The 13,021-nt window shown below is 41.3% G+C and carries 12 protein-coding genes; all 12 read left to right on the top strand.

Going from position 1 to position 13,021, the window contains the following annotated elements:
• Positions 1–29 precede the first annotated feature (29 nt).
• The 12 genes from D5018_RS02250 to D5018_RS02195 all read left to right on the top strand — a co-directional run bounded on the left by D5018_RS02250 (position 30) and on the right by D5018_RS02195 (position 12,956).
• On the top strand, positions 30–1,562 hold the full coding sequence (locus tag D5018_RS02250; protein ID WP_121837358.1) for an MFS transporter: 1,533 nt from the start codon (positions 30–32) through the stop codon (positions 1,560–1,562).
• 118 nt (positions 1,563–1,680) lie between these two features.
• A complete protein-coding gene (gene tsaE, locus D5018_RS02245; RefSeq protein WP_121837357.1) occupies positions 1,681–2,139 on the top strand; it encodes a tRNA (adenosine(37)-N6)-threonylcarbamoyltransferase complex ATPase subunit type 1 TsaE in 459 nt (152 codons plus the stop codon).
• Position 2,140: 1 nt separating this feature from the next.
• Entirely contained in the window at positions 2,141–3,457 is a 1,317-nt protein-coding gene (locus D5018_RS02240; protein ID WP_121837356.1) for an N-acetylmuramoyl-L-alanine amidase, read from the top strand.
• A gap of 8 nt (positions 3,458–3,465) precedes the next feature.
• Positions 3,466–5,259, top strand: a complete 1,794-nt coding sequence (gene mutL / locus D5018_RS02235) for a DNA mismatch repair endonuclease MutL (RefSeq protein ID WP_121837355.1) — start codon at positions 3,466–3,468, stop codon at positions 5,257–5,259.
• Positions 5,260–5,298: 39 nt separating this feature from the next.
• Positions 5,299–6,225 (top strand): tRNA (adenosine(37)-N6)-dimethylallyltransferase MiaA, encoded by a 927-nt coding sequence (miaA, locus tag D5018_RS02230; protein ID WP_121837354.1) that lies wholly within the window; start codon positions 5,299–5,301, stop codon positions 6,223–6,225.
• A gap of 99 nt (positions 6,226–6,324) precedes the next feature.
• Entirely contained in the window at positions 6,325–6,594 is a 270-nt protein-coding gene (gene hfq / locus D5018_RS02225) for an RNA chaperone Hfq (RefSeq protein ID WP_121837353.1), read from the top strand.
• A gap of 16 nt (positions 6,595–6,610) precedes the next feature.
• Complete coding sequence (hflX, locus tag D5018_RS02220) at positions 6,611–7,918, top strand: ribosome rescue GTPase HflX (RefSeq protein WP_121837352.1); 1,308 nt, start codon at positions 6,611–6,613, stop codon at positions 7,916–7,918.
• Positions 7,919–8,005: 87 nt separating this feature from the next.
• The gene (gene hflK, locus D5018_RS02215) at positions 8,006–9,148 is read left to right on the top strand and encodes an FtsH protease activity modulator HflK (RefSeq protein WP_121837351.1); all 1,143 of its coding nucleotides are present in this window, start codon (positions 8,006–8,008) and stop codon (positions 9,146–9,148) included.
• A 2-nt stretch (positions 9,149–9,150) separates the two neighbouring features.
• On the top strand, positions 9,151–10,032 hold the full coding sequence (gene hflC / locus D5018_RS02210) for a protease modulator HflC (protein WP_121837350.1): 882 nt from the start codon (positions 9,151–9,153) through the stop codon (positions 10,030–10,032).
• Between the two features lie 340 nt (positions 10,033–10,372).
• The gene (gene petA, locus D5018_RS02205; protein ID WP_121837349.1) at positions 10,373–10,963 is read left to right on the top strand and encodes a ubiquinol-cytochrome c reductase iron-sulfur subunit; all 591 of its coding nucleotides are present in this window, start codon (positions 10,373–10,375) and stop codon (positions 10,961–10,963) included.
• 11 nt (positions 10,964–10,974) lie between these two features.
• Positions 10,975–12,189, top strand: coding sequence for a cytochrome b (locus tag D5018_RS02200; protein ID WP_121837422.1), 1,215 nt, complete (start codon positions 10,975–10,977; stop codon positions 12,187–12,189).
• Positions 12,189–12,956, top strand: coding sequence for a cytochrome c1 (locus D5018_RS02195; protein ID WP_121837348.1), 768 nt, complete (start codon positions 12,189–12,191; stop codon positions 12,954–12,956). Before D5018_RS02200 ends, D5018_RS02195 begins: the two co-directional genes overlap by 1 nt.
• The last annotated feature ends 65 nt before the right edge of the window (positions 12,957–13,021 follow it).

Here is a 13,021-nt window from a genome sequence, read left to right as displayed (position 1 = left end):
AACAACAAAAATAACCATAAGGATTAATTATGGATAATGGGAATGCTACATCGGGCAATGATCTGCGCGAAGTAAAACAATTGGGCATGTGGGCTTCAATTGCTAGCCTTAGTTATGTTTTCTGGCTGGTGGGCGGTATGGAGTTGGTTGAAAGGCTTTCATACTATGGTGTAAAAACAACAGCTTCGTTATATGCCCAAGCACCTGCTTCAGAAGGCGGTTTAGGTATTAGTCTTGGTGATTACGGTATTATTATGTTTTGGTTTGCGATAACCCAAACTTTTGTACCTGTTTTTACCGGCGGTATTTCAGACCGTGTTGGCTACAAAGAGACGATTTTTGCTTCAACCGTCATTAAAATTGCCGCTTATTTAGTCATGGCTTTTTTCCCGTCATTTTGGGGATTCTTAATTGGAGCTATGCTACTTGCTGGTGGTACAGGGATCTTCAAACCGGGTATTCAAGGGACGCTGGTTTTATCGACTAATCGAAATAATACCTCGATGGCATGGGGATTGTTTTATCAGATTGTGAATATTGGCGGCTTCTTAGGCCCTATCGTCGCAGCTTATATGCGCCAGCTATCATGGGAAAATGTATTCTTCACCTGCGCCGCGATTATTTCTCTCAACTTCGTACTTTTACTTGCTTACAAAGAACCGGGTAAAGAAGCTCGTCTTGCACGTATGGCACAAATCAAAAGTGGTGAAGTTAAACAAGATGTGCTTTGGAAAGACGCTTGGCATGAATTGAAAAAGCCCATTGTGATTTACTACATGTTGGTATTTTCAGGTTTTTGGTTCTTATTTAACTCTCTGTTTGACGTATTGCCCATTCACATTAAAGAGTGGGTTGATACCAGTGTTATCGTAAGCAGTTTGTTTGGTGGTGAAACCCCGAGTGCATTCTGGCGAGGTTTGTTGGCAATGGATTTTGCTGGAACCAAGATTTTGCCTGAAGGTTTAGTGAACATTAATGCGGCATTGATCATGACTTGCTGTTTCTTGGTTGCGGGTTTGACGGCGAAAGTTCGCGTTACGACTGCAATGTTAGGCGGTTGTTTGTTGAGTATTTTTGCATTCCTATTAATTGGGTCGTACCACGCCGCTTGGATAATGGTTTTTGCTATTGCTATGTTCTCGCTAGGTGAAATGATGATCAGCCCTAAAAAGAATGAATTTATGGGGAATATTGCGCCAGAAGGCAAAAAAGCCATGTACCTTGGATTTGTTATGCTACCACAAGGCATTGGCTGGGGTTTAGAAGGTTACTTTGGTCCTAAGTTATATGAGTGGTATGCCTCGAAAGAATTATTCTCTCGTGAGCTATTGGTAGAGCGTGGAATGTCAGTGGCAAATATGGAGAAAATTCCTCATGGTGAAGCCTTCAAAACTCTGGTGAGTTACACAGGCGATACGCCACAGGCGTTGACTCAATATTTGTACGAAACCCATAATATCGGAATGGCTTGGTACATTATTGCTGCAATAGGAAGTATTTCAGCAGTCGGTATTTATGTTTACGGTAAGTGGTTATTAAACTTGCAAAGACAGCAAGGGTAAGCACTCAAATAGCACAAAATTTAAGCCTGAAAGATCAATAAGCCCTAGAAAAGCCGAGTTTTTGAACGCGGTTTTTTTCTGTATAATTATTTTCTTTTTTTGAAGTGTAAATAACTCAATGAGTCAACGTGTTTTTTCGTTAACAAATGAAGACGAAACTGTGGCTTTAGGTCGCCAACTCTCAGCTTTGATCACTCCGCCTTTAACCTTGTACTTAACAGGGGATTTAGGTGCAGGAAAAACCACGTTTTCTCGTGGTCTAATTCAATCACTTGGTCATCAAGGTGCTGTAAAAAGCCCTACTTATACCTTGGTTGAACCATATGAATTGCCATCAATGCGAGTGTTTCATTTTGATTTATATCGATTAATGGATCCCGAAGAATTGGAATTTATGGGGATCCGCGACTATTTTTCTGATGATTGTTTGTGTATTGTGGAATGGCCTGATCGTGGTCACGGCTTATTGCCAGAAGCTGATGTACACTTACATATTGATTATATGGAAGAGGGGCGAACTTTAAGAATGGATGCAATTACCTCTAAAGGTAAGATATTAATAGAACAATTAAAATAATATGTCGATAAAAGCTTACTGCAAACAATTAGTTTTAATGGTGCTGTTCACGTTGCCTTTGCAAGCTGTAGCCGCCAATAATTTGAAAAGTGTTCGAATATGGGCGGCACCTGATTCAACACGAGTGGTGTTTGATCTCAGCAGTAAGCCTAAATTTAATGATTTTACCCTTTCCAAACCTGATCGATTGGTTATCGATTTATCCAACAGTAAAACTAAGCTTAATTTTAGTAAGATTAAAAATAGCAGTAAGCTGATCAAACGAGTTCGTGTCAGTAAGCCTCCTAAAAAAAGCACCTTACGAGTGGTTATTGACCTGAAAAAGTCAGTCAAAGCAAAACTATTCTCGCTTAAGCCAACCGCACCGTATGGAAATCGTTTGGTAATCGATTTAGAGCCTGCGGTAAAAACAGCCAAAAAAATCGTTCATCAACCCAAAACAGCACTGAGAGATATTATCATTGCCATTGATGCTGGACACGGTGGTGATGATCCGGGGTCAATTGGCCCTTCTGGTATGCATGAGAAGAAGGTGGTTCTGCAAATTGCGAAGCGCTTAAAGTCCCTTATTGATAAAACCCCAGGAATGAAAGCGGTAATGACAAGAACTGGTGATTATTTTGTCAATCTTAATCGCCGTAGTGAGATTGCGCGTAAACGAGAAGCGGACTTACTTGTGTCCATTCACGCTGATGCCTTTACCACCCCTAAACCGCGCGGTGCTTCGGTATGGGTATTAAGAAAAGGTCGAGCAGAAACTGAAATGGGTCGCTGGCTGGAGCAGAAAGAGCGCCACTCTGAATTATTAGGCGGTGCTGGTGAGATCATTCAAAACACGGATAATGAACAATACCTCGCAAGAGCATTGATTGAAATGGTATCAGACAAGTCATTAACCATTAGTCATACCGTTGCTAGTGATGTACTAAAACAGATGGGGCGTGTGACCAAACTTCATAAAAAGCACACTGAATCAGCAGGTTTTGCTGTGTTAAAATCACCGGACATTCCGTCCATTTTGGTTGAGACAGGGTTTATTTCGAACCCTAAAGAAGAGCGTTTGTTACGTTCGAATAATCATCAATATAGACTTGCGAATGCTATTCATAAAGGCATCTATCAGTATTTTAAGAAAAATGCGCCTTCCGATACCTTAATAGCCAGTCAGGTCACCATTAAATATAAAGTGGTGAGAGGTGATTCATTATCTAAAATTGCCCAGCGTTATCAAGTTTCTGTAAACAGTATAAAAAAAGCCAACAAGTTGAGATCAAATACCGTTAGAATTGGTCAAAATCTCACAATTCCACGTAGCTAAGGTAATCTATGCCAATCCAAATTTTGCCACCTCAGCTTGCAAACCAAATTGCCGCTGGGGAAGTGGTAGAAAGACCCGCCTCTGTAGTTAAAGAACTTGTTGAAAACTGCCTAGATGCAGGGGCGTCTCGTGTCGATATTGAGATTGAGAAAGGCGGCGCCAAATTAATTCGAATTCGTGATAACGGTTGTGGTATTGCTAAAGAGCAATTAGAGCTTGCCCTTGCGCGTCATGCTACCTCAAAAGTAACCACATTAGATGATTTAGAAGCCATAATGAGCTTTGGTTTTCGTGGTGAAGCTCTGGCATCAATCAGTTCAGTTGCAAGGTTAACCCTCACCTCTAAAACTGAGGAACAAAGCGAAGCTTGGCAAGCTTATGCAGAAGGTTCACAAATGGCCGTTAAGGTGATTCCTGCTGCACACCCTGTCGGAACCACCATTGAAGTTCATGACTTATTTTTTAATACGCCTGCACGTCGACGCTTTCTAAAGAGTGATAAGACAGAATTCACCCACATTGATGAATGGCTGAAACGCATGGCCTTGGTGAGAAGTGATATCCACTTTACTTTGCAGCATAACGGAAAAATGGTGAGAAATTACCGTCCTGCAAGTAATGAAAGCCAATATATTAAACGACTTGGGCAAGTGGCTAGCAATCGATTTGCTGAACATGCTGTTGCGGTAGATTGTGAGCATGACGGAATGAGATTACGTGGTTATTTACAGTCCCCTACCGTGCCTGAGCCAAGCCTAAACATGCATTATTTCTATGTGAATGGCCGTTATGTTCGAGATCGTTTGGTTAATCACGCGGTGCGACAAGCGTTTGGAGAACTGTCCGTTGAGTTACAACCGAATTACGTATTACAGTTCGATTTAGATCCTCATCAAGTGGATGTGAATGTTCATCCCGCTAAACATGAAGTGCGTTTTCATCAAAGTCGCTATGTGCATGATTTTATTCTTCAAGCGCTACAATCGGCACTAAGTCAGCTTGCTGAACCCATAGAGTTAGATGACGATAGGGTTAACGAAGAAAGCTATATTGCTACTCATTTTGATTCAGCCTTTGACAATGATAGTGGGCATACATCAAGAGGTGCTATGCCTAATTCTGGAGCGATTTCTTCGGGTTCTGGAGGAGGCTCTAGGCTTTATCAACCGAGATATTATAGCGATCAACTAAATGTTAATGCAGTAAAAACCTATGCAGACTTGTTGTCTACTAACGAATCGATAAAAGACTCAGCGATTGCGGAACCGGGGGTTGCGACAGACGTTCAGGCGATGCCACCTTTGTTAGATGGTGAGTATTGGTTATTTACAGAAGATAATCACATAAAATTGCTTGAAGTGAAAAAAGCAGCCTTGTTATGCAATAAACTGCAAATTACTCAAAAGCTAGCAACAGGCTTAGTTCCCCAGCCTTTGTTGATGCCTGTTTCTATTACTCAACTACCCGATTGGCCGCAATTGGTGGACACAAATCAAGTTTTATTAAGAAAATTAGGCTTAGAGCTAACATTTCGTGCTCAGCAGTTGATAATTAAAAAAGTGCCCTCATATCTTAGAGACTGCCAGTTGGTTGAAGTGATACCCATGTTATTACAGTGGTTGCAAAGTGAGCAACCAGCTGATGAGGCTCTTGTACAATGGTTGGCAGAGATCAGTATTCAAGGTTTTGTATCTGCTAAACAAGTATGGTTGATGTATCTACAATTGACTCAAGAGCAGCAAAAAGAATTGCACAAACAGGCTATCGACTTGCCGTGGCAGCGCTGGTTGAATGAGCATTAATATTGGACTTATGTCTAATTGAATTACAAGAGAAGTTAAGTGACAAATAGCAAGTATCCAAAAGTCATTTTGTTAATGGGGCCAACAGCTTCAGGTAAAACATCTTTGGCAATAGAATTAGCTCAGAACCACAATTGTGAAGTGATATCTGTGGATTCAGCGTTAATTTATAAAGGAATGGATATTGGCACAGCTAAACCTTCGGTTGAAGAGTTGGCGATAGCACCGCATAGGCTAATTGATATACTTGACCCTACAGAAAGCTACTCAGCCGCCGATTTTAGATCTGATGCGATTCGAGAAATTGATGAAGTTATTGCTCGAGGTAAAACGCCAGTGCTTGTAGGCGGTACTATGTTGTACTTTAAAGCATTAATTGAAGGGTTATCGCCATTACCAGAAGCGGTACCAGAAATCAGGCAACAAATTTTAGCTGAAGCTGGGCAGTTAGGCTGGGATGCATTACATGATCAATTGAAGCAGATTGATCCCGTTTCGGCTGAGCGGATTCATCCGAATGATCCGCAGCGTTTATCTAGAGCAATAGAAGTATACAGAATTAGCGGTAAAAGCCTGACAGAGTTAACTCAGACTAAAGCCGAAGCTTTACCGTATGAATTTATTCAGTTTGCGATTGCTCCAAATGAAAGAGCACAACTGCATAAACTGATAGAAAAACGATTTAAAATAATGCTTGAACAAGGATTTGTTGAAGAAGTTAAAGCGTTAAAGGCGAGAGAAGAGCTTCATTTAAATCTACCATCAATGCGATGTGTAGGGTATCGTCAATGTTGGCAATACCTTGATGGAGACTATGACTATAATGAAATGGTTGAAAAAGGTGTTGCAGCTACTAGGCAATTGGCCAAACGTCAATTAACATGGCTACGTAGTTGGAAAGAATTAAATTGGTTGGAAACGGGTGCTGAAGAGAATGTAAAAAACGTTGCCCAATATCTTGATTAGCCAATTTACTATTGTTGTATCATACTGTTATTTGCAGTAACTCGAACCCAGTATAAATATTAAATATAGATTCAATTATAAATTAAAAAGGAAACCAAAATGGCTAAGGGGCAATCATTACAAGACCCATTCTTAAATGCACTTCGTCGCGAGCGCGTTCCTGTATCAATCTACTTGGTCAATGGTATTAAACTCCAAGGGCAAGTAGAGTCATTTGATCAATTCGTGATCTTATTAAAAAACACGGTCAGTCAAATGGTATATAAGCATGCCATTTCAACAGTGGTTCCGTCTCGTCCGTTTAATGTAAATCCAACTCAAACACCTCAAGCAGGAAGCTCAGAGCAATCAGAAGCTAGCGCTGAATAATTGAGGAGTAGTTTTTTTGTTTGACCGTTATGAGGCGGGTGAACAAGCTGTCCTTGTCCATATCGACTTTGCGGATGAAGAACGTCGAGAAGATATAACTGAATTACAGCTTTTAGTTGAGTCTGCTGGAGCTAAGTCCGTGGGCGTGATCACGGGTAGCCGAAAGTCACCAGATCGGAAATTTTTTATTGGTTCAGGCAAGGCTGAAGAACTGGCTGCAATGGTGGCCGGAACTGATGCCAATGTCGTTATTTTTAATCATGCATTGTCACCAGCTCAAGAGCGAAATCTTGAGATGATTTGTAAATGTCGAGTATTAGACCGTACTACGCTGATTTTAGATATTTTTGCTCAAAGAGCTCGTACACATGAGGGGAAGCTCCAAGTGGAGTTGGCGCAGTTGCGTCATATGTCTACTCGGCTGGTTCGTGGCTGGACTCACTTAGAGCGGCAAAAAGGTGGTATTGGTCTAAGAGGGCCTGGTGAAACTCAGCTTGAAACCGACCGTCGTTTATTGAGAGGGCGGATCAAGTCTATTAATCGTCGCTTGGAAAAAGTAGATAAGCAGCGTGAACAAAGCCGTCGAGCTCGAAAGCGAAGTGATCTAGCTACGGTTTCTTTAGTCGGTTATACCAATGCGGGTAAATCTACATTATTTAATGCGCTGACCACATCACAGGTATATGCGGCAGATCAGTTATTTGCCACACTTGATCCGACATTGCGCAAGCTGGATTTAAAAGATCACAGCGTAATTTTAGCGGATACGGTCGGTTTTATTCGTCACTTGCCTCATGATCTTGTTGCAGCATTTAAAGCAACGTTGCAAGAGACGCGCAATGCTGACTTATTATTGCATGTGGTTGATTGTGCGGATGAGAATATGGGTGAGAACTTTGAGCAAGTTCAAGCCGTATTAGAAGAAATTGATGCCAAAGAAATTCCTCAGCTCATAGTTTGTAACAAAATAGATTTGTTAGATGATGTGACACCAAAAGTGGATAGAAATGAAAATAGTGAGCCTTATCGAGTTTGGGTTTCTGCACATCACAATCTAGGCTTTGAATTATTGCAAGATGCAATTGAGGAACTGGTTGGCGAGCAAGTTGCTGAATATCAGCTAAAAATCCCAGCTTCTTCAGGGCACTATCTTGGCCAGTTTTATCGTCTTGATGCGTTAAAACAGCAGGAATATGACGACTTTGGCAATTGTATTTTGTCGGTTCGATTGCCGATGTCTAATTGGAAACGGCTATTAAAGCAAAGCCAAGGTGAGCTTGAGACCTTTATTATGGAATCAAGCACTGATAAAGTATTAAGTTAATTAGATTGTCGTTCTGACTGTTTGTAAATTTTGTTACTTAAACAGTCATACGGCTTTTCATTGTTTCATTCTGTTACGGAGTGTTAAATGGCTTGGAATGAGCCCGGAAATAAGGGTAAAGACCCTTGGGGAAATAAAGGTAGTGGTGGTAACGATAAAGGACCACCTGATTTAGACGATATCTTTCGTGGCATGTCAAAACGCTTTGGCGGTAAAGGCAATGGCTCAGGTGTCAGCGGCACTGCGATAGGAATTTTTATCGTAATTGCTCTTGTCGTTTGGGGATTGTCTGGTTTTTATACCATCAAACCTGCTGAGCGAGGTGTTGTTTTGCGTTTTGGTAAGCTTCATAGCATCCAAACTCAAGGCTTACACTGGCAAGCGACCTTTATTGATAAAGTATATCCGGTAAACGTTGAGCAAATTCGTTCGATTCCAGCTTCTGGAAGCATGTTAACGGCGGATGAAAACGTAGTGCGTGTTCAGCTTGAAGTTCAATATGAAGTTGAAGACCCGTACAAGTACCTGTTTAGTGTTGTTGATGCCAATGCCAGTTTAAGAGAAGCCATTGATAGTGCGCTTCGTTATGTGATTGGTCACAACAATATGGATGACATTTTGACTACCGGTCGTGACAAAATCGTTGTTGCTACACGTAGTGAAATTGAGCGTATTATCAAGCCTTATAACTTAGGTCTTAAGATTGGTGACGTAAACTTACTTCCAGCTCGTCCGCCAGAAGAAGTAAAAGATGCTTTTGATGATGCGATTGCGGCTCAAGAAGATGAACAGCGTGCTATTTTAGAAGCGGAAGCTTATGCTCGCCAAATTGAGCCACAAGCTCGTGGTAGAGCTGAACGTATTTTACGTGAAGCTAAAGCTTATAAAGAGCAAGCTATCTTAGATGCACAAGGTAAAATTGCACGCTTTGAAAGCCTATTGCCTGAGTACAAAGCGGCTCCTAAAGTAACTCGTGAGCGTTTGTATCTTGAAACCATGCAAGAGGTACTAAAAGGTAATCGTAAGGTACTTGTTGATAACAAGAACAGTAATAACCTGATGTATCTTCCATTAGATAAAATGATGCAAAGTTCTACCCATAAGGCGCCAATGAGCCATTCGGTAGTTCCAAATATAGAGACAACTCCATCGCACTCTTCTCAACCGAGTACAACAACTCGTAGTGTTCGACTGTCTCGTCAAGAAAGCATGCGTCAGAGTGGGAGATAATGATGAACAGAATAGTACTAGTTATTATCGCTATATTTATTGGTTTAGGTATTTCTTCACTGTTTAAAGTGGATGAAGGCGAGCGTGCAATCGTGTCACGCTTCGGTAAAGTCAATAAGGTTGAAATTGACGGTAAACCAATCACTGAGGTTTACAAGCCAGGGTTACACTTCAAAATCCCTGTGATTGATAAAGTGCGTTATATGGATGCGCGAATTCAAACTTTAGACAGTGATGCTGACCGTTTTTTAACGTCTGAGAAAAAAGACTTGATGGTTGATTCATACGTTAAGTGGCGTGTGCAAGACTTCGAGAAGTATTACGAAAGAACTCAGGTTGGTCCAATCGTTGATAGACTGTTAGCGAAAGTGAACAATGATCTTCGTATCGAGTTTGGTCGTCGTACTATCAAGGAAATCGTTTCTGGTAGCCGTGACGAACTGCAAATAAACACACTAAAAAATGCACAAGAAAGTGCGAAAGACTTAGGTATCGAAGTTGTAGATGTTCGTGTTAAGCAAATCAACTTACCTGACAGTGTTAGTAGCAGTATCTATAAGCGTATGCGAGCTAACCGTGAAGCGGTTGCCAAAGAGCATCGTGCTGAAGGTCAAGAGCAATCAGAAGTGATTAAAGCGACAGCAGATGCTCAAGTGACAGTACGCATTGCTGATGCTAATCGTCAAGCCATGATCACTCGTGGTCAAGGTGATGCAGAAGCGGCTAAAATATTTGCTAACGCTTATAAGAAAGATCCTGAGTTTTACGCTTTCTTACGTAGTTTAGAAGCTTATCGTGAAAGTTTCGGAAATCATTCTGATGTGATGGTATTGTCTCCTGACAGCGATTTCTTCAAATATCTTAAAGGTTCTGACAAAAAGTAATTAGCCAAGAGTGTTATCAATTACAGACACTTTTTGGCATCAAAAGCCTTAACTGTAAAAAAGCCCGAACAACATCGGGCTTTTTTGTTTTTAACACAATCTAAATGTTTAAATTTTGTCTGCTGATATTAAATTTTGAGCGTTTGTCTATTTTTTAGCTGACTAAAGCGCAAAAAAACAAAATATCCCCATACACTTTATGTGTTTTAACTATGATCTATTTCTAAATTTTAGCTATAATGAGCATCGCCTCAATCTTTGGTTGCTAAAATTTTGAGCAATTATGTAGATTAACGTCTTTAATTAAGAATAATTCCAACACCCTCTGGGAGATAAGTGGATGAGCAATGCGCCAGTCGATACCGGACGTCGCAGATTTCTGACCGCCGCAACCGCCGTAGTAGGTGGAGCCGGTGCCGTCGCTGTAGCGGTTCCTTTCATTAAGTCATGGAATCCAAGTGCCAAAGCGAAAGCTGCAGGTGCGCCGGTTGAAGTTAACATCAGTAAAGTCGAGCCGGGTCAGTTGATCCGTGTAGAATGGCGAGGTAAACCTGTATGGGTTGTACGTCGTACTGATGACATTTTGGCAGAACTGCCAAAGCACAATGATCAATTACGTGATCCAAACTCTGAAGAAGACCAACAACCTGAATACGCGAAAAATATCTATCGCTCAATTAAAGAAGAATTCTTTATTGCAGTAGGTATTTGTACTCACCTTGGTTGTTCTCCAACCTATGAGCACAACAAGTTTGAGCAATATGTTGAAGGTATTAGGTCTGGTTTCTTCTGTCCATGTCACGGTTCTAAATTTGATATGTCAGGTCGTGTTTTCCAAGGCGTACCTGCACCATTGAACCTAGTGATCCCACCGCATCACTACGTCGACGATAACACTATCCTTGTCGGTAAAGATAAAGGAGAAGCGTAATTATGATGACCATGTTAAAGAATTTACAAGGTTGGATTGATGCGCGTATCCCAATGACGGCGACGTATAACCGTCACGTTGGGCAATATGCGACTCCGAAGAACTTCAACTTTTGGTATTTCTTCGGCTCTCTAGCTTTATTAGTTCTTGTTAACCAATTACTGACTGGTATTTGGCTAACCATGAACTATGTACCAAGTGCTGAAGGTGCATTTGCATCTGTTGAATACATCATGCGTGATGTTGAATACGGTTGGTTGCTCCGATATATGCACTCTACTGGTGCTTCGGCGTTCTTCATCGTTGTTTATCTGCATATGTTCCGTGGTGTTATCTACGGTTCTTACCAAAAGCCACGCGAACTATTGTGGTTGTTCGGTATGCTTATCTTCCTAGTATTGATGGCTGAAGCCTTCATGGGTTACTTACTACCATGGGGTCAAATGTCATTCTGGGGTGCGCAAGTAATCATTTCTCTATTTGGTGCGATTCCAGTTATCGGTGATGACATCACTCTTTGGATCCGTGGTGACTACGTTATTTCAGGCGCAACGCTAAACCGTTTCTTCGCCTTACACGTAATCGCTCTGCCACTAGTTCTTGTTGTACTTGTATTCTTACACTTGATTGCTCTACACGAAGTGGGTTCTAACAACCCTGACGGTATTGAAATCAAGAAGAACAAAGACGAGAACGGATGGCCTGTAGATGGTATTCCATTCCACCCTTATTACACTGTTAAAGACATTATGGGTGTGGCTGGTTTCTTGATTGCTTTCTGTTGGGTTCTATTCTACCTACCTGATGGTGGTGGTTACTTCCTAGAACGTCCAAACTTTGAGCCTGCTAACCCTCTGAAAACACCAGAGCATATTGCACCAGTTTGGTATTTCACACCATTCTACGCAATCCTACGTGCAGTACCTAACAAGTTAGGTGGTGTTGTGATGATGGGTCTATCTATCGCAGTTCTATTTGTTCTGCCTTGGTTAGATCGCTGTAAAGTGAAATCTGTTCGCTATCGTAGCATGTTCCATAAATTGAACATCGGTCAATTCGCTGTTTCATTTATTATTCTTGGGTACTTAGGTGCCGTACCAGCAACACCTGAGCTAACGATTGCAGCGCGTGTATTCACTATCACTTACTTTGCTTTCTTCTTCTTCTTGTGGCTATACAGTAAGAACGAAAAGACTAAGCCAGTGCCAGAGAGGTTGACTCACTAATGAAAAAGTTACTGATTGCATTTGCCTCATTATTTCCAATGATGGCGATAGCCGCTGGCGGCGCTCCAGTTCCTTATAAAGCAAACATTGATTTGCATGATAAGGCTTCGTTAGAGCGTGGTTTGGATTTATTCCAAAAGCATTGCTCTGGTTGTCACAGCACTGAGTATCAGCGTTATGAGCGTGTAGCGAATGACCTAGGTATTTCTATTGATGATATGCGTGCTAAGTATATCCTTGATGGTGCTAAGCCTGGTGAATTAATGACTAACGCCATTCCTGGTAAAGAAGCGGCTAAATGGTTTGGTGCTACACCACCCGATCTAACACTTGTTGGTCGTGTTCGTGGTGAAGACTGGCTTTATAGTTACCTAAAAACTTTCTATAAAGATTCTAGCCGCCCATTTGGTGTGAACAATACTGTATTCCCATCAGTGGGTATGCCACACGTGCTTCAAGACCTTCAAGGTGTTCAAGAACAGGTTTGTAAAGAAGCGAAAGATGAAAATGGTAAAGTTATTACTGATGACGTTACTAAAGAACCAAAAATGATTTGTGAACTGGTTATTCCTAAAGGAAAAGAAGGTTCTATGACGCCTGAGCAATATGATCAAGCGGTAAAAGACATTACTGGTTTCTTGGTTTATTCAGCTGAGCCTGTTCGTCTTGAACGTGAAGCGTTAGGTAAATACGTACTAGGATTCTTGTTTTTCTTGTTCGTATTGTCTTACTTCTTGAAAAAAGAATATTGGAGAGATGTACACTAACCGTTAATTTACGGGTAGAATGTACTGTTATCCATAGTTAACGGGGGGCTTTGCCCCTCGTTTGT

The organism is Parashewanella curva, from assembly GCF_003675895.1.
GTDB lineage: Bacteria > Pseudomonadota > Gammaproteobacteria > Enterobacterales > Shewanellaceae > Parashewanella > Parashewanella curva.
Note: the sequence above shows the minus strand (reverse complement) of the source record. Positions and strands in the feature narration are given on the sequence as shown.